This is a genomic window from Actinoplanes sp. CA-030573, from assembly GCF_050951115.1.
Classification (GTDB): Bacteria; Actinomycetota; Actinomycetes; order Mycobacteriales; family Micromonosporaceae; genus Actinoplanes.
Window position 1 is genome coordinate 9,473,324 of record NZ_CP192038.1, and the last position, 15,948, is coordinate 9,489,271.

The 15,948-nt window shown below is 72.3% G+C and carries 17 protein-coding genes; 9 read left to right on the plus strand and 8 right to left on the minus strand.

Annotated elements, in window-relative coordinates:
* Positions 1-723: a winged helix-turn-helix transcriptional regulator gene (locus tag ACQP2F_RS43975; protein WP_433298630.1), complete on the minus strand. Its 723-nt coding sequence runs from the start codon at positions 721-723 to the stop codon at positions 1-3.
* A gap of 274 nt (positions 724-997) precedes the next feature.
* Here ACQP2F_RS43975 and ACQP2F_RS43980 point away from each other — a divergent pair, with 274 nt between their 5' ends.
* The 5 genes from ACQP2F_RS43980 to ACQP2F_RS44000 all read left to right on the plus strand — a co-directional run bounded on the left by ACQP2F_RS43980 (position 998) and on the right by ACQP2F_RS44000 (position 4,360).
* Entirely contained in the window at positions 998-1,990 is a 993-nt protein-coding gene (locus ACQP2F_RS43980; protein ID WP_433307869.1) for a hypothetical protein, read from the plus strand.
* A gap of 80 nt (positions 1,991-2,070) precedes the next feature.
* The gene (locus ACQP2F_RS43985; RefSeq protein WP_433298632.1) at positions 2,071-2,865 is read left to right on the plus strand and encodes an LmeA family phospholipid-binding protein; all 795 of its coding nucleotides are present in this window, start codon (positions 2,071-2,073) and stop codon (positions 2,863-2,865) included.
* A gap of 70 nt (positions 2,866-2,935) precedes the next feature.
* On the plus strand, positions 2,936-3,013 hold the full coding sequence (locus ACQP2F_RS43990; RefSeq protein ID WP_322112171.1) for an Ms5788A family Cys-rich leader peptide: 78 nt from the start codon (positions 2,936-2,938) through the stop codon (positions 3,011-3,013).
* A gap of 160 nt (positions 3,014-3,173) precedes the next feature.
* On the plus strand, positions 3,174-4,022 hold the full coding sequence (locus tag ACQP2F_RS43995; RefSeq protein WP_433298634.1) for a sulfurtransferase: 849 nt from the start codon (positions 3,174-3,176) through the stop codon (positions 4,020-4,022).
* 5 nt (positions 4,023-4,027) lie between these two features.
* Positions 4,028-4,360 (plus strand): DUF1416 domain-containing protein, encoded by a 333-nt coding sequence (locus tag ACQP2F_RS44000; protein ID WP_433298636.1) that lies wholly within the window; start codon positions 4,028-4,030, stop codon positions 4,358-4,360.
* Between the two features lie 60 nt (positions 4,361-4,420).
* On the opposite strand, the gene ACQP2F_RS44005 is transcribed toward ACQP2F_RS44000, so the two are convergent.
* Positions 4,421-5,677, minus strand: a complete 1,257-nt coding sequence (locus tag ACQP2F_RS44005) for an AI-2E family transporter (RefSeq protein WP_433307871.1) — start codon at positions 5,675-5,677, stop codon at positions 4,421-4,423.
* 159 nt (positions 5,678-5,836) lie between these two features.
* On the opposite strand from ACQP2F_RS44005, the gene ACQP2F_RS44010 reads away from it, so the two are divergent.
* Entirely contained in the window at positions 5,837-6,133 is a 297-nt protein-coding gene (locus ACQP2F_RS44010) for a GroES family chaperonin (protein ID WP_433307872.1), read from the plus strand.
* On the opposite strand, the gene ACQP2F_RS44015 is transcribed toward ACQP2F_RS44010, so the two are convergent.
* Positions 6,124-7,554, minus strand: coding sequence for a PrsW family intramembrane metalloprotease (locus ACQP2F_RS44015; protein ID WP_433298638.1), 1,431 nt, complete (start codon positions 7,552-7,554; stop codon positions 6,124-6,126). The two genes, ACQP2F_RS44010 and ACQP2F_RS44015, sit on opposite strands and share 10 nt — an antisense overlap.
* A 25-nt stretch (positions 7,555-7,579) precedes the next feature.
* Positions 7,580-8,713 carry an FUSC family protein gene (locus ACQP2F_RS44020; RefSeq protein ID WP_433298640.1) on the minus strand — a complete coding sequence of 378 codons (1,134 nt, stop codon included), beginning with the start codon at positions 8,711-8,713 and terminating at the stop codon, positions 7,580-7,582.
* 42 nt (positions 8,714-8,755) lie between these two features.
* Between ACQP2F_RS44020 and ACQP2F_RS44025 the strand changes: the two genes are divergently transcribed.
* Positions 8,756-9,394, plus strand: coding sequence for an HD domain-containing protein (locus ACQP2F_RS44025; RefSeq protein ID WP_433298642.1), 639 nt, complete (start codon positions 8,756-8,758; stop codon positions 9,392-9,394).
* Here ACQP2F_RS44025 and ACQP2F_RS44030 read toward each other — a convergent pair.
* Positions 9,368-9,628 carry a DUF4031 domain-containing protein gene (locus ACQP2F_RS44030; RefSeq protein ID WP_433298644.1) on the minus strand — a complete coding sequence of 87 codons (261 nt, stop codon included), beginning with the start codon at positions 9,626-9,628 and terminating at the stop codon, positions 9,368-9,370. The two genes, ACQP2F_RS44025 and ACQP2F_RS44030, sit on opposite strands and share 27 nt — an antisense overlap.
* Positions 9,625-11,424 (minus strand): glycerol-3-phosphate dehydrogenase/oxidase, encoded by a 1,800-nt coding sequence (locus tag ACQP2F_RS44035; RefSeq protein WP_433298646.1) that lies wholly within the window; start codon positions 11,422-11,424, stop codon positions 9,625-9,627. Before ACQP2F_RS44035 ends, ACQP2F_RS44030 begins: the two co-directional genes overlap by 4 nt.
* A gap of 64 nt (positions 11,425-11,488) precedes the next feature.
* Between ACQP2F_RS44035 and ACQP2F_RS44040 the strand changes: the two genes are divergently transcribed.
* On the plus strand, positions 11,489-12,424 hold the full coding sequence (locus ACQP2F_RS44040; protein ID WP_433298648.1) for a GNAT family N-acetyltransferase: 936 nt from the start codon (positions 11,489-11,491) through the stop codon (positions 12,422-12,424).
* A gap of 73 nt (positions 12,425-12,497) precedes the next feature.
* Here the strand turns inward: ACQP2F_RS44040 and groL are convergent, their stop codons facing one another.
* Both groL and ACQP2F_RS44050 read right to left on the minus strand, forming a co-directional pair.
* Positions 12,498-14,120 carry a chaperonin GroEL gene (groL, locus tag ACQP2F_RS44045; protein WP_433298650.1) on the minus strand — a complete coding sequence of 541 codons (1,623 nt, stop codon included), beginning with the start codon at positions 14,118-14,120 and terminating at the stop codon, positions 12,498-12,500.
* 266 nt (positions 14,121-14,386) lie between these two features.
* A complete protein-coding gene (locus tag ACQP2F_RS44050; protein WP_433298652.1) occupies positions 14,387-15,316 on the minus strand; it encodes a hypothetical protein in 930 nt (309 codons plus the stop codon).
* A 144-nt stretch (positions 15,317-15,460) separates the two neighbouring features.
* Between ACQP2F_RS44050 and ACQP2F_RS44055 the strand changes: the two genes are divergently transcribed.
* On the plus strand, positions 15,461-15,922 hold the full coding sequence (locus ACQP2F_RS44055; RefSeq protein WP_433307874.1) for a GNAT family N-acetyltransferase: 462 nt from the start codon (positions 15,461-15,463) through the stop codon (positions 15,920-15,922).
* The last annotated feature ends 26 nt before the right edge of the window (positions 15,923-15,948 follow it).

The following is a 15,948-nucleotide window of genomic DNA, read 5'->3' on the forward strand; positions in this document are numbered from 1 at the left end:
TTAGACCGGCAGCGAGACCGGCTCGTTGTCGGGCAGCTGGCGGCCGCTGGGCGGAACCACGAACTTGTAGCCGACCTGGCGGACCGTGCCGATCATCGCCTCGTACTCGGAGCCGAGCTTGGCCCGCAGCCGCCGCACGTGCACGTCGACCGTGCGGGTGCCGCCGAAGTAGTCGTAGCCCCAGACCTCGCGCAGCAGCTGGTCGCGGGTGAACACCCGGCCGGGGTGCTGGGCCAGGAACTTGAGCAGCTCGAACTCCTTGTAGGTGAGGTCGAGCGGGCGGCCCTTGAGCTTCGCCGCGTACGTGTCGGGGTCGATGTTGAGCTCACCGGCCCGGATCGAGCCCCCGGCGCCGGCGGTCGCGTTGCTCAGCCGGCCGACACACAGGCGCAGCCGGGCCTCGACCTCGGCCGGACCGGCGGCGGCCAGGATCACGTCGTCGACGCCCCAGTCGGCGTTGAGCGCGATCAGGCCGGCCTCGGTGACGACCGCGATCAGCGGGACACCGATGCCGGTGGCGTGCAGCATGCGACAGGTGGCACGGGCCTCGGAGAGCTCGGACCGGGCGTCGACCAGAACCGCGTCGGGGCTCGGGCCGGACACGAGCGTGCGAACATCGCGCGGTGCCGTGCGTACGGAGTGGGGAAGCAGGTCCAGCGCGGGGAGCACCGCCGATGGCTCGCCGGCACGTGCCGTCACCAACAGAAGGATTTCCACACTCACCTCCGTCCTTGCGGCGCGAAGCCGCTCAGGTGACCCGGTTTGCGGCGCTTTGAGCACCGCGCCCGGAGGATGGTTTCCCCGGCGTCACCGACGGGAGGGCTGGCGTTACCTTAACCGATGCATCGCCTCCCGCGGCTGGTTCGCGTGACCAAGTGACGCATCAAACGCCCGTAAGGTGGTCAAACGGCATACCCGTAACAGGCCTTTTACAAAAGGCGCCGCGAATTGGGCCGGGGAGACGCGTTCTGGCACCATCGCAGGCGTGTTCCCCTCCATGCCGCAGGACGACGCCTGGGATGCCGACGCGTCGCGCGAGATCGCGCGCTCGGGCCCGGGCCGGCCGCCGGCCGGCTTCTACGGCGCCGTGCCCGACGACGGGGCGGCCACCGGCGTCGACGACCCGGAGGAGGACGAGGAGGAGCTCGAGGAGATCGAGGTCGTCCCGGTCCGGCGGCAGCTGTCGCTGGCGATCGGGGGCTTCTCCGGTCTGCTCGCGCTCGCCCTGGCGCTGGGCGCCGAGACGTCCGCGCCCGACAACCGCCTGCCTTACACGATCATTCTCTTCGGCATCCAGCTGCTCTACCTGCTCGCCTGGATCATGGCGCTGCACCCGCCGGCCGCGGGCGCGACCGCGGCGGTGTGCGCGGTGGTCGCGGTCGTCGCCGACTACTTCGCCACCACGCGTACGCCACCGGGCCTGTTCCCGCTCCTGCTGGTGGCCGTGATCGGCTTCGTCGCGGCGGTGGGCGGCCAGCTCTTCCGGGCCGAGGACCGCAAACGGGTGACCGACTCCTGGCGGACCACCCTGGTCATCGTGGCCGGCGTCGTGGCGTACGCGATCCCGGTCCTCCTCACCCGCCAGGAGATCGGCACCCAGACCCTCGTGGTCAGCACCGCCGGCGCGGGCGTGGCGCTGCTGGTCGCCCGGGTGACCGACGCGGTCTTCCCGAAGCCGCGCATCGCGCCGCAGGTGCCACGCGGCGCGACCGGCGTGGTGCTGGGCGCCATGCTCGGGACGCTCGCCTCGGCCGCGCTCGGCAGCGTGCTGGTGCTGCCGTTCACCCCGGCCAAGGGGGCGGTGGTCGGCCTGGTCACGGCCGTGGTGGCGATCCTGGTCGACCTCGCGGTCAACTTCGGCGAGGCGGGCCGGCGGCTGGCCGGCGACGCGCCGACCTTCTGGGTGGCCCGGCACATGCAGGGCCCGCTCGGCGCGTTCGCGATGACGGCGCCGTTCGCCTACGCGCTGACACACTGGTTCCTCTCCTAGCTTCCTCTCGGAGCGACGGTTTCGGCCCGGGCTGGAACCGGGCATGTACGGTCCACCACAGTCGATGGTCGGGAGGACCGGTGGGCGACGTATACGGCGAGCGGGTCCGGCCACGGCGGCGGTGGGGCCGGCGTCTTCTGATCACGTTCATCGTGCTGGTGCTCCTGCTGCTGGCGATCGCGGCGGTGGCCGACCGGGTCGCCGCCTCCTACGCCGAGCGGACGATCAGCGACCGGGTGACCCAGCAGGTGGAGAACCAGAAGGCGACGAGCGAGAAGCCGGACGTGAAGATCGAGGGCATTCCGTTCCTGACTCAGGTCGCGCGCGGCGAGTACCACGAGATCAAGATCGGGCTGGCCAACTTCGCGGGACCGGCCGGCGATGGCCGGACCATCAAGATGAAGTCGCTGGACATCACGGCCAACGACGTACGCGCGCCGCTGGAGACCCTGCGCACCGGCAACGGCGACATCGTGGCCGGCACGGTGACCGGCGCCGGCCTCATCGACTACGCCCAGCTGGTCGAGCTCGTCGGCCAGCCCGGCGTGAAGCTGGCCGAGAAGGACGGCAAGCTCACCGGTTCGGCGCCGGTCCAGGTGCTGGGCCAGACCGTCACCGTGAGCGGCACCGCCGACCTCGCCGTGCAGGCCGACAACGTGGTCCAGGTCCATTTCGCGGACGTAACGGCGGCGGGTCTGCCCGACAACGCGATCGTGCGGGGACTGATCAACACGTACGTGCAGAAGCTCGCTTTCAATCTCACCGTGCCCGCCCTGCCGTTGAATCTCAAGGTCAAGAGCGTCGAGCCCCGCCCGGACGGCCTGTTGGTGACGGCCAAGGCGGCGAACGTGCCACTCAACTCGAACGGCCTGTGACGCCGGACTCGTTCCCGGATGGTGGTCGACCCTGTTCCGGGGTCTGGAACCGCTGGTAGGGTCATTTTCCATGAGCCCGTTGCTCACCAAGAGGCGTGCGGTCGACCTGTGCCGCATGGCCGCCTGCCTGTGTCGCCCTGTCATCTGACGGGGCCACTCGCGCTGAGCACCTTTCGCTCGCCTTCGTAAGAGCCCGGCAGTGGCGCCGTCGCACAAGCACGAGATCTGTAATCAGGGTCCCGCGCGGGGTGCGACAAAACTCCCGTGCGCTGACTCTCCCCCATCTCTCACCATCAGGGAGTAGACCGATGAGTCGCGACACCGCACTCGTCTCGGCCGACTGGGCCGAGAAGAACCTCGAAACTCCGGGCGTCGTCTTCGTCGAGGTCGACGAGGACACCACCGCGTACGACGGCGGGCACATCCCGGGCGCCGTGAAGATCGACTGGAAGAAGGACCTGCAGGACCCGGTCCGCCGCGACTTCGTGAACCAGGAGCAGTTCTCGGCGCTCCTGTCCGAGCGGGGCATCAGCAACGACGACAAGGTCGTGCTCTACGGCGGCAACAACAACTGGTTCGCCGCGTACGCGTACTGGTACTTCAAGCTCTACGGCCACGGCGACGTCGTGCTGCTCGACGGCGGCCGCAAGAAGTGGGAGCTCGACGCCCGGCCGTACTCGAAGGACGTGCCGAGCCGCGAGAAGACCTCCTACCAGGCGTCCGCGCCCGACCTGAGCATCCGCGCGTTCCGCGACGAGGTCGTCCAGGCCATCGGCGTGAAGAACCTGGTCGACGTGCGCAGCCCCGACGAGTTCGCGGGCCGCCTGCTCGCCCCCGCGCACCTGCCGCAGGAGCAGTCGCAGCGGGCCGGCCACATCCCGACCGCGATCAGCGTGCCGTGGAGCAAGGCCGCGAACGAGGACGGCACCTTCAAGTCGGACGAGGAGCTCGCCAAGATCTACGGCGACGCCGGCCTCGACGGCAGCAAGGACACCATCGCGTACTGCCGGATCGGCGAGCGCTCCTCGCACACGTGGTTCGTGCTCAAGGAGCTCCTCGGCCAGCAGAACGTGAAGAACTACGACGGCTCCTGGACCGAGTACGGCTCGCTCATCGGCGTGCCGATCGCGCTCGGCGACGAGCCCGGGAAGGCGTGATCACGATGACCTCTCCCGCCAACACCGCGGCCGGCTGCGCCGCCCCCGACCAGTCGGCGCCCCTCCCCTCGAGCGTCGACCTGGAGAAGGAAACCGTCATCACCGGCATCGTGAGCACCGCCGACGGCGAGGCGGTCGGCGGCGCGTACGTGCGTCTGCTCGACTCCTCCGGCGAGTTCACCGCCGAGGTCGTCACCTCGCCCGAGGGCGTGTTCCGGTTCTTCGCGGCCCCCGGGTCGTGGACGCTCCGGGCCCTCAGCCGGCTGGGCAACGGTGAGCTGACGGTCGACGTGACCCGCGGCGTCAACGAGGTCTCCCTCACCGTCGCCGCGGCCTGACCACAGCCCGCGCTCTGTTTCGGGAAAGGGCGGGATCCTCTCCGGAGGTCCCGCCCTTTCTCATGCCTCGGGTAACGGGCTCCCGACCACGACCGCGTCGGCCGGGACTTCGGGCCGGCGGCGGGACAGCCGGCGGATGCCGGTGTTGAGCACGGCGATCAGCGGCACCGCGACCAGCGCGCCGATGATGCCGGCCAGGGTCGCGCCGCAGGCGATGCCGATGATCACGACCAGCGGGTGCACGGCCACCGCCCGGCCCATGATCAGCGGCTGGAGGACGTGGCCCTCGACCTGCTGCACCAGGATCACCGCCCCCAGCACGATCAGCGCGATCACCCAGCCCTGGTCGACCAGCGCCACCAGCACCGCGACCGCGCCCGACACGCTCGCGCCGACGATCGGGATGAACGCGCCCAGGAAGACCAGCGCGGCCAGCGGGAACGGGAACGGGATGTTGAGGATCACCAGAGCGGTGCCGATGCCGACCGCGTCGATGAACGCCACCAGCACGGTCGCCCGCACGTAGGCGGTGAGCGTCGCCCACGACGCGTCGCCGGCGTCGGCCAGCGACCAGCGGGCGTTGACCGGGAACAGCCGGACGACGAACCGCCAGATCTTGCGGCCGTCGCGCAGGAAGAAGAACGTCGAGAACAGCACCAGCAGCATGCCGGTGACCACCTCGAACAGGGTCGCCGCGGTGGCGATGCCGGTCGAGGTCAGCTGCGAGGTGTGCGTGTTGACCCAGTCCTGCGCGGTGTTGATCGCGTTGTTGACCTGGGCGTCGGAGAGGTGCAGCGGGCCGGTGCGGGCCCAGTCCTGGATCTGCCGCACACCGTCGCTGGTCTTCTGGGTCAGCTCCGGGACGCCGTCGATGAACTGGGAGATGACCAGGGTCAGGGTGCCGGCGACGGCGGCGAGGCCGCAGATGAGCACCAGGAAGGTGGCCAGCGACCGGGGCACGTGCAGCTTGAGCAGCCAGCTGACGGCCGGGGCGAGCAGGGCGGACAGCAGCATGGCGATGGCGAGCGGGACGACGACGATGCTGACGATCCCGATGAAGTGCAGCAGCGCCCAGCCGACGACCCCGACCACGATCAGCCGCCAGCTCCAGGCGGCGGCGATGCGCAGGGAGTGCGGCACCTCGGCGTCGTCGAGGCTGTTGGTCGAGCCGTGCACGGGCTCGGGGTCGGGCGGCGGGGGCGCGAACTCGTCGTCCGGCTCGCTACCGGTCGCCGGTGTCTCGTCGGTGCGCGCCTGCCGCACCGACTCGCGGCCGGTGTCGTAGGCGCGGCGCAGGTTGTCACGGACTCGCTGCAAGCGGCTCAACCGGCCATCCCCCTTGCCTAGCGGCGCCGCGGTGCGGCACGCGGTACCACCGTAGTAGGGCCGGTCCCGCCGATCACGGGGGCATGCGGGGGCGTACCGTCTGCAATCGTGAGTGCCGAAACCCGCACCGAGGCCGGGCTACCGATCCGCATGTTGCACGACCGCGTTCTCGTCCGCCAGGACGGCAGCGAGGGCGAGAGGCGATCATCGGCCGGCATCGTGATCCCGGCGACGGCGTCGGTCGGGCGCCGGCTGTCCTGGGCGACGGCCGTGGGCATCGGGCCCAACGTGCGATCGATCGTCGTCGGCGACCGGGTGCTCTTCGATCCCGACGACCGCTCCGAGGTCGAGCTGCACGGTCGTGAGTACGTGCTGCTGCGCGAGCGGGACGTGCACGCGGTGGCGGCCAGCCGGGTCGAGTCCGACGGTACCGGCCTCTACCTCTGAGGGAACGGCGCGTACGGCGGCGGCCCGTAACCCGGGTAGCCGTACGGCGGCGGGTAGGCCGGGGCCAGGCGCACCGGCACCGGGACGACCGGGACGACCGGGTCGGCCGGCGGCGGGACCACGTGGGTCGAGCCGTCGGGGAACTGGAGCTGGTAGGACTCGCCGTTCCAGAACGCCCGCGGCGCCGTCGGGTCCTTCGCCGTGAACGCCGTGCGGTAACGCTGCACGTCCAGCAGCAGGCGGTACTCCTCGGCCGAGTCGCGGTAACGATCGCGCAGCGCCGGGTTCAGGCCGCGCTGCATGCCGTCGCGCAGGAGCGCCAGCTGGGTCGCCGCGAACTGGAAGTCCCGCATCGCCCGGTGCCCCGTGGCGCCGGCCACCCGCCGCGCCCACTGCCGGGCCGAGTGCCGGCGGCCGAGGCTGCCCAGCGACGCCACCTCGGGCGGCGAGAACCAGCCGGAGCGGACGTAGAGCGGCAGCACCCGCTCGGTCAGCCGGCCCTCCCAGGCGCGCAGCGCGATGGCGAACCCGACCACGCCGAAGAACAGCGGAACCATGAAGCCCAGGTACCCGTACAGCATGATCAGCGGCTGCGAGAGGCTCGCCGCCAGCGTCGGGATCAGGTTGAACGTGCCGTGCAGGATCATCGCGGTCAGCAGGCCGGCGATCGGCGCCAGCCAGCGGACCCGGCGGTCGGCCGAGCGGGCCGAGACGCCGAGGCCGATGCCGGTCATCGAGGTGAAGAGCGGGTGCGCGAAGCCGGTGAACAGGATGCGCACGATGAAGATCAGGAAGAGGTTCTGCAGGCCGGTGGCGGGTCCGTACTCCTCGACGCCGGTCGCGTAGCCGTGCTTGCCGAGGTAGAGCACGTTCTCCACCATGGCGAAGCCGAGCGCCGACATGCCGCAGTAGACGATGCCGTCGGTGATGCCGGACCACTCGCTGCGGCGCCGCCAGGCCAGGAAGATCGGGCCGAGTGCCTTCATCGACTCCTCGATGAAGGGCGCGACCAGCACCGCCACCAGGGCGTCGGGCAGCCCCCACTTGTCGAACCAGATCGACGCCTCGGTGTTGACGAAGAGCGCGGCGGCGGTGGCGATCGCGGCGCCCCAGAAGAAGCAGAAGGCCAGGTAGCGGATCGGTTCCGGCTCGTAACGGTCGAGCCAGAGGAAGCTGGCGACCAGCAACGGCACCGGCAGGATCGCGGCGGCCAGGCCGACCAGCAGGCCGGTGAGGCCGATGTCGACGCCGAGGAACAGCAGCATGCCGACCGCGCCGGCGACCAGGAAGCTGATCACGGCGGTCATCGGCAGCCAGCGGCGCCAGCCGATCGCGCGAGACCGGACCGGCACATCGGCCGCGACGTTCACCGGCGGCGGGGCGAAGGCGCCGGGCGGCCCGCCCGGTGATACGTCGGCCATGACAGCCAGCGTAGCCACCGGCGGCTCAGCCGTGGCCCGGGGCCGGAGGGCGGCGGCCCGCACGACGCGTCGCGCGGGGCCGGTCGTGCCAGCCCGCGGCCCGGCGGACCAGGCGGGGCGCGTCGGCGAGCTCGATGCCGCTCGCCCGCAGCAGGTCGATGGCGATCGAGCGGACCTGGGCGACCACCACGCCGCCGGAGAAGCCGACCCCCTCGTCGTACGCCTTGGCCGCCTCGGCGACCGCGCTGAGTGCCCGCTGCCGGGCGGCGATCGGCTCGGCCGCCTTCGCCCACTCCTGACGCAGCAGGTCGACCGCGTCGCCGAGCAGGTCGACCCCGGTCGCCAGCACGGCCGGGATCTTCTCCTCGTCGCCGAGCGCGGTGCTCACCCGGCGGCTGAGCACCCGGACGTTCCGCAGCGCGTAGGTGACCTGGTCGGCGCCGTCCACGTACTGGGCGAGGGCGCCGCGGGAGCGCCAGCGGGCGGGCGCGAAGGCCACGTTCTCCCGGGCCGCCTTGACCGCGTCGGAGAAGGCGGCGAACGACGTCTCGGCGGCGCGCAGCCGGTCCAGCGCCTCGTCGACCGCTTCCCGGTCGCCGGCGCGCATGCCCCCGGCCACGTCCCGCAGGCCGTCGGCGAGCGTGCGCAGCGCCGGGTCGGCCGCCCGCTTCACGACCGTGAGCGGGTTGAGCGGCAGCAGCACGGTCATCACCGCCAGGCCGATGCCGCCGCCGACCAGCGCGTCGAAGAACCTGGTCCACGGCACGCCGGTGGCCGAGGTGAGGGTCGCCACCAGCACCGCCGAGGAGGCCGACTGCACGACCAGCGGGGTGCGGCCGCCGACCGCGGTGGCGACCAGGATCGCGAGCACGACCACGAGCCCGATCTGCCACGGGCCGGTGCCGATCAGCAGGATCAGGGCGTCGCCGACGCCGATGCCGATCGCCACCCCCACCACCAGCTCGGCCGTGCGCCGGGCGCGCTGCCCGACCGAGGAGGCCAGGGTGATCACGGCGGCGATCGGGGCGAAGAACGGCTGCGGGCGGCCGATCAGGTCGTGCGCCACCCACCACGCCAGCCCCGCGCCCACACCGGCCTGCAGGGCCAGCGCCAGGCCGCCACGAATCCGGTGCAGGCCGGCGGCGAGTACGGACCTCATGCTCTGAAGACCCTACCGAGGCCTCGTGCCAGGATTGCCGCCGTGACATCTCTCGTGGACGACTTCCGCGCGGCGGCCCGGCAGGCGGGCGCCACCGCCGACGACGGCGACCTGACCGCGGCCGGCGAGTACCTGCTGTCCCGCTGGTCCGAACCGCAGCGGCATTACCACACCGCGGCGCACCTTTCGGCCGTACTCGACGTGATCGACCGCCATGCCGATCTCGCCTCGCATCCGGAACGCGTCCGCCTGGCCGCGTGGATGCACGACGCCGTCTACGACCCGCGGGCGCTCGGGGACGCGAACGAGCGGGACAGCGCCGAGTTCGCGGCCGGGCTGCTGACCACCCTCGGCGTACCGGACGAGGTGGCGGCCGAGGTGGCGCGGCTGGTCGGGCTCACCGCCGGGCACGCGACCGGGGAGGACGACCCCGACGGCGAACTGCTCTGCGACGCCGATCTGGCCATCCTGGCCAGCGATGAGGAGACCTACGACGCCTACACCGCGGCGATCCGGCGGGAGTACGCGCATGTGCCCGACGACGCGTTCCGGGACGGCCGGGCTCAGGTCCTCAAGGCGCTGCTCGAGCTGCCGTCGATCTACCGCCTGCCGCCGCTGCGCGAGGCCTGGGAGGCCAAGGCCCGGGCCAACCTGTCACGCGAGATGCTTGGGCCGGCGTAGTCCCGAGGCCCGCAGGCGGGAGGCCAGCTCGCGGGAGGGCAACAGCGTCGCGCCGAGCCACAGCGCCGACCGGAACCGCTGCTCCGGGATGTCGTAGTGGTCGCGGTCGAAGGCCCGGCGCGGCGCGCCCAGCATCTCGGCGAAGACGTGCAGCTCGGCGTAGGAGAGGTCGCTGACCAGGTGCGACCAGAGACGGCCCCGGGCCGGCCACAACGGCTCGTCGACGAGGATCAAAGATCGATCTCTAAGAGGTCGATGCCCCGGTCGGCGGCGAAGCCGCGGACATCCGGCACCCCGATGCGGGCCGCGTCGGCGGTCAGGTCGTCGGGCATGGTCTGCGACTGCCGCTCGGCCGCCACCCGGGCCAGGTAATGCTCGACCTCGCGCTGGCGCACCTCACTGTCCCAGCCGAGCGCCTCGCCCATCACCGTGGCCGCGTGCTCGGCGGTCTCGGTGCCGCGGTGGGTGGTCTCGATCGAGATGCGGGTGCGACGGGTGAGCACGTCGTCGAGGTGCAGGGCGCCCTCGGCGAGCGCCGCATAGGCCACCTCGGCGGCCAGATATTCCGGCGCGCCGGTCAGCGGGGTGGCCAGCGACGGATCGGCGGCGATCATCGCGAGCAGGTGGACGGTCAGGGTCCCGTACCGCTCGAGAAGATGCTCGATCACCCCGCCGGTGACGCCGTGCCGCCGGGCCGTGTCCTGCCGGTCGCGCCACGCCGCGGCATAGCCGTCGGCACCGAGCAGCGGGAGCTCGGCCGTGCGCGACGGCCGCGCCGGACCGCCCAGCCGGCGCACCGCCCGGTCGATCACGTCGGCCGCCATCACCCGGTACGTCGTGTACTTGCCCCCGGCCACCAGCATCAGCCCGAGCATCGGCTCGATCACCGCGTGCTCGCGGGAGAGCTTGGAGGTCGACTCCGCCTCGCCGGAGAGCAGCGGGCGCAGGCCGGCGTAGACGCCCTCGATGTCGTCGGTGGTCAGCGGCCGGTCGAGCACCGTGTTGACCTGGTCGAGCAGGTATCGGATGTCGCGCGCGGACGCCGCCGGATGCGAGCGGTCGAGCTTCCAGTCGGTGTCGGTGGTGCCGATGATCCAGTGGCCGCCCCACGGGATCACGAACAGCACCGACGTCGGCGTGCGCAGGATCAGGCCGGCCTCCCCGGTGATCGCCGAGCGCGGCACGACGAGGTGCACACCCTTGGAGGCCCGCACCCGCATGCCGGGGCGGACCCCGACGTCGCTGAGCATCTGCGACATGTCGTCGCTCCACACGCCGGTGGCGGCCACGACCGTACGCGCCCGCACCTCGAACTCGGGCGCGTCGGGCGACTCCAGGTCGCGCACCCGCACGCCGACCACCTCGCGCGCCTGACGGACGAACCCGACCACGCGGGCGCTGGTCACCACGGCCGCGCCCAGGCTCGCCGCGGTGCGGGCCAGGGTCACCACCAGGCGGGCGTCGTCGACCTGGCCGTCGTAGTAGCGGATCGCGCCGGTCACCGCGTCGGCCCGCAGGCTCGGGAAGAGGTGGCGGGCGCCGTTGCGAGTGAGGTGGCGGTGCAGCGGCATGCCGCGGCCGGTGCCGAAGACGCCGGCGAAGACGTCGTACGCCGCCACGCCGAGCCCGTAGTAGGCCCGGTGCCAGGCTCGGGCCGGCGGGTTCGCGGCCGGCAGCGGCACCAGGATGGGCACCGGCCGGACCAGGTGCGGCGCCAGCCGGGTGGAGAGCAGCCCCCGCTCGGTGAGCGCCTCGTGGACCAGGTGCAGCTCGAGCTGCTCGAGGTAGCGCAGGCCGCCGTGGATCAGCTTGCTCGACCGGCTGGACGTGCCGGCGGCCAGGTCACGGGCCTCGACCAGGGCGACCTTGAGGCCGCGCGAGGCCGCGTCGACGGCCGCACCGGCGCCGGTGACCCCGCCGCCGATGACCAACACGTCGAACTGCTCGTCGCGGAGGCGCCGCAGATCGGCGACGCGGCGGATCGGGGACAGACGGCCGGCCGTGAAGCGGGAGACGGAGGGTTCGCGCACCCGTCCCACGTTAGCGCTCGTGCCCGCCGCCCAGGCAGGGGAAATCTCACGTACGTTCGGCGTTGTGGATCGTGAGTTCCGGGTTGCCGAGCTGACCGCCGACGATGAGCCGGCGGTGATCGCGCTGTGCCGCACCGCCCTGGATCTGCCCGAGGACGCGGCCGAGGCGGCCGAGATCGTCGGCCGGCTGCGGGACACCACCGGCGCCGACGGGTGGTCGCCGGTGCCGCGCCGGCTGACCGGCTTCCTGGCCAGGACCGGCGGCGACCGGGTGATCGGCGTGGTGTTGGGCTCGCTCTCCCACCGGGACGCCGCGGCCGGGCACGTCGACCTGCTCGCGGTGGACCCGGCCGAGCGGCGCCGGGGCGTCGGGCGGGCGCTGCTGGCCCGGGTGGAGCGCGCGCTGGCCGGGCTGGGCGCCGGCGAGGTCCTGCTGGGCGGCAACGCGCCCTACTACGCGTGGCCGGGCATCGACGTGCGCTACACCGCGGCGCTGTGCGGGGCCGCCGCGCTCGGGTACGAGCAGCTGCCGCCGGCCTGGAACATGACGGCCGACCTGCGGTTGCTCTCCCCCACCGAAGCCGACGAGAAGCGGCTGGCCGCCGACGGCGTGGTCGTCCGCCGGGCCGGGCCGGCCGACGCCGCGCCGCTGGCCGCGTTCGCCCTGGCCAACTGGACGCCGGGCTGGGCCGGCGAGATCACCCACTCGATCGGCCGGGAGCGGGCCGGCTGCCACCTGGCGCTCGAGCCGGACGGCACGCCGCTGGGCTTCGCCGCGTACGGCTCCTCCCGCCCCAGCTGGTTCGGCCCGATGGGCACCACCGCCGCCGCGCGGGGCCGCGGGATCGGCTCGGTGCTGCTCCGCCGCTGCCTGGCCGACCTGCGGGCCGAGGGCTACGAGAGCGCGCAGATCGGCTGGGTCGGCCCGACGCCGTTCTACTCCCTCGCCGTGGGCGCTCGGGTCGAGCGGGTGTTCTTCCGATACCGCAAGGCGCTCTGACCCGCGAAACGAACGGTAAAGCGAAAGGGCGGGCCGCCGCAGCGACCCGCCCTCTCGGTGGAACCGAATGGACTTAGAAGTCCATGTCACCGCCGCCCGGGGCGCCGGCCGGGGCCGGGGTCTTCTCGGGCTTGTCGGCCACGACGGCCTCGGTGGTGAGGAACAGCGCGGCGATCGACGCGGCGTTCTGCAGCGCCGAGCGGGTGACCTTGGCCGGGTCGATGATGCCCGCGGCCAGCAGGTCGACGTACTCGCCGGTCGCGGCGTTGAGGCCGTGACCCGCGTCGAGGTTGCGCACCTTCTCCACCACGACGCCGCCCTCGAGGCCGGCGTTCACGGCGATCTGGCGCAGCGGGGCGTCGAGCGCGAGCTTCACGATCGTCGCGCCGGTCGCCTCGTCGCCGACCAGGTCCAGCTTCTCGAACGCGGTCTTGCCGGCCTGCACCAGGGCGACGCCACCACCGGGCACGATGCCCTCCTCGACGGCCGCCTTCGCGTTGCGAACGGCGTCCTCGATGCGGTGCTTGCGCTCCTTGAGCTCGACCTCGGTGGCCGCGCCGACCTTGATGACCGCAACACCGCCGGCCAGCTTGGCCAGGCGCTCCTGCAGCTTCTCGCGGTCGTAGTCGGAGTCCGACTTCTCGATCTCGGCGCGGATCTGGTTGACCCGGCCCTGGATCTGCTCGGCGTTGCCGCCACCGTCGACGATCGTGGTCTCGTCCTTGGTGATGACGACCTTGCGAGCGGTGCCCAGCAGGCTGAGGTCGGCGTTGTCGAGCTTGAGGCCGACCTCCTCGCTGATGACGGCGCCACCGGTCAGGATGGCGATGTCCTCCAGCATGGCCTTGCGGCGGTCACCGAAGCCCGGGGCCTTGACGGCGACGGACTTGAAGGTGCCGCGCACCTTGTTGACCACCAGGGTCGCCAGGGCCTCGCCCTCGACGTCCTCGGCGATGATGACCAGCGGCTTGCCGCCCTGCATGACCTTCTCGAGGACGGGCAGCAGGTCCTTGACCGCGGAGATCTTGCTGTTCGCGATCAGGATGTAGGGGTCGTCGAAGACGGCCTCCATGCGCTCGGCGTCGGTCATGAAGTACGCCGAGATGTAGCCCTTGTCGAAGCGCATGCCCTCGGTGAGCTCGAGCTCGAGGCCGAAGGTGTTGCTCTCCTCGACGGTGATGACGCCTTCCTTGCCGACCTTGTCCATGGCCTCGGCGATGATCTCGCCGACCGTGGAGTCACCGGCGGAGATGGAGGCGGTGGAGGCGATCTGCTCCTTGGTCTCCACGTCCTTGGCGAGCTGCTGAAGACCCTCGGAGACGCTCGCGACCGCGGCCTCGATGCCCCGCTTCAAGGCCATCGGGTTGGCGCCGGCGGCCACGTTGCGCAGGCCCTCACGGACCAGCGCCTGGGCCAGGACGGTCGCCGTCGTCGTGCCGTCACCGGCGACGTCGTCGGTCTTCTTCGCGACCTCCTTGACCAGCTCGGCGCCGATCTTCTCGTACGAGTCCTCGAGCTCGATCTCCTTGGCGATGGACACACCATCGTTGGTGATCGTGGGGGCGCCCCACTTCTTCTCGAGCACGACGTTGCGGCCCTTGGGGCCGAGCGTCACCTTGACGGCGTCGGCGAGCTGGTTCATGCCCCGCTCGAGGCCCCGACGAGCTTCCTCGTCGAATGCGATGATCTTGGCCATACGGCGTTGTCCTCCTGGACATTCGCGGTGGGGGCCGCATGGGCCCGCACATTGCGGAACACTGCGGACGTCACCACCTGGCGATGTGACGTCCTCAGGTCGAGCCGGATAGCCCGCGACGACCGGCTCCGTGCCCCGGCGCCGATGGCGGCGCCGCGACCGGAACCCCACCGCCCCGACCTGCTTGGCACTCACCAGTCGCGAGTGCCAATGACCTGTTTAGCACTCCCGGGGGGCGAGTGCAAGGAAACGCCATCTTGCGCGCATCAGTCCAGCTCCGGCCGGGAGAGCTCGGCGAACAGGGATGCGCTGGTCACCGGTCCCTCGGCCCGGCGAGCCTGGGCGTACGCCACCATGGCCGTGATCGCCCAGAGCAGAACCGACACCACCGCCACCACGGTCGAGGCGATGGCGCCCCAGGCCGCCTCGGCGAGCCGGGGCAGCACGGTGACCGCCAGCGAGGCGAGGACCGGCCCGCCGAGCGTGGCCGGCGAGCACAGGTGGGCGGCCCGGCGCGGGCCCCGGTCGCGCTCGATCAGCACGACGCAGCCGAGCATGCCGAGGAAGGTGAGCACCGCGGTGGAGATCAGGGCCAGGCCGGCCGCGAGCGGCGCCGCCACCGCCGGGCCGAGGCGGTCGGTGGTGAGCAGCAGCGGCAGCGCCTGGGTGACCACGCCGAAGGCGGCGAACCAGAGCCAGAGCGGGCGCAGCCGGTAGGCGACCAGGCGCGCGGCGGCGCGGGGCGACGGCAGTGAGCCGGTGGCGGCCTCGGCGACCGCGACCGCGGTCGCGCCGGCCAGGCAGATCACCAGGGGCAGCGCCGAGACCGTGAAGTAGGCCAGCCACATCAGCGGGAGCAGCAACAGGCCGAAGCCGCCGAGCAGGTCGGAGAGGGCGGGCGCGGCGATCACCGTGTCGTCGACCCGGCCGACGAAGAAGTGCATCGGCAGGGCGGCGACCAGACCGGCACCCAGCAGGCCGGCAAGACAGCGACGGACGGCGCCGCGGGTGTGCGTGAGCAACCCGGGCAGGCCCGAGCGGAGCGGGGGCACCAGCGGGTCGGCCTCGTCGGTGGCGGGCACGGCGAGCTCGGCGGCGCGGCTCAGATCGGCCGTACGCGACTCCGGGTCCCACGGGTCGGCGGCGGTCACCACCGGGCCCTCGACCATCGTGAAGCGGTCCTCGCCCTGGTCCATCGACACACCTTGCCCCAACCCGGCGCCGGTCCGCCACCCGTCCGGTTCCGGCCAGGCGGGTTGCCGCCGGGCCCGGCACAGGGTAGTGAGAACAGCGTGAACAGCTGGCGCGTGCACCGGGTGACCGTCGACGACGCCGCGCGGATGCGTGCCCTGCGGCTGGAGATGCTGGCCGACGCACCGATGGCGTTCCTCGAGACGCTCGCCCAGGCCGCGGCCCGCCCGCACGAGGCCTACCGGCGGCGCATCGCCCAGGCCGCGAGCGGCTGCCAGACCGCGCAGTTCGTGGCCGACCCGGGCGGCCGCGGCCGGCTCATCGGCCACGCCGGCGGCACGGTGCTGCCCGAGGAGCCGGAGTCGACGGTGGTGTTCGCGGTCTACGTGACCCCCGGGCACCGCGGCGGCAAGGTGCTGGCCGAGCTGGTCGAGGCGGTGGCCGGCTGGTCCCGCGCCTGCGGCCGGGAGAGCCTGATGCTCGAGGTCGTGGTGGGCAACGGCCGGGCCGTCCGGGCGTACGAGAAACTGGGTTTCGAAGACACCGGCGAGCGGGTGCCGCACCCGGTCCTCCCCGTGCTCACCGAGCTCCGCATGCGCCGGCGCATCTGATGCGGCCGGGTTCATGAGGCGGCCAG

Coding starts and splice junctions, on each gene's coding strand:
- ACQP2F_RS44015 (WP_433298638.1), bottom strand. CDS start 7,554: ATGGCCGACGTATCACCGGGCGGGCCGCCCGGCGCCTTCGCCCCGCCG.
- ACQP2F_RS43990 (WP_322112171.1), top strand. CDS start 2,936: ATGAGCCCGTTGCTCACCAAGAGGCGTGCGGTCGACCTGTGCCGCATG.
- ACQP2F_RS43995 (WP_433298634.1), top strand. CDS start 3,174: ATGAGTCGCGACACCGCACTCGTCTCGGCCGACTGGGCCGAGAAGAAC.
- ACQP2F_RS44000 (WP_433298636.1), top strand. CDS start 4,028: ATGACCTCTCCCGCCAACACCGCGGCCGGCTGCGCCGCCCCCGACCAG.
- ACQP2F_RS44050 (WP_433298652.1), bottom strand. CDS start 15,316: ATGGACCAGGGCGAGGACCGCTTCACGATGGTCGAGGGCCCGGTGGTG.
- groL (WP_433298650.1), bottom strand. CDS start 14,120: ATGGCCAAGATCATCGCATTCGACGAGGAAGCTCGTCGGGGCCTCGAG.
- ACQP2F_RS44020 (WP_433298640.1), bottom strand. CDS start 8,713: ATGAGGTCCGTACTCGCCGCCGGCCTGCACCGGATTCGTGGCGGCCTG.
- ACQP2F_RS44055 (WP_433307874.1), top strand. CDS start 15,461: ATGCGTGCCCTGCGGCTGGAGATGCTGGCCGACGCACCGATGGCGTTC.
- ACQP2F_RS43980 (WP_433307869.1), top strand. CDS start 998: ATGCCGCAGGACGACGCCTGGGATGCCGACGCGTCGCGCGAGATCGCG.
- ACQP2F_RS44010 (WP_433307872.1), top strand. CDS start 5,837: ATGTTGCACGACCGCGTTCTCGTCCGCCAGGACGGCAGCGAGGGCGAG.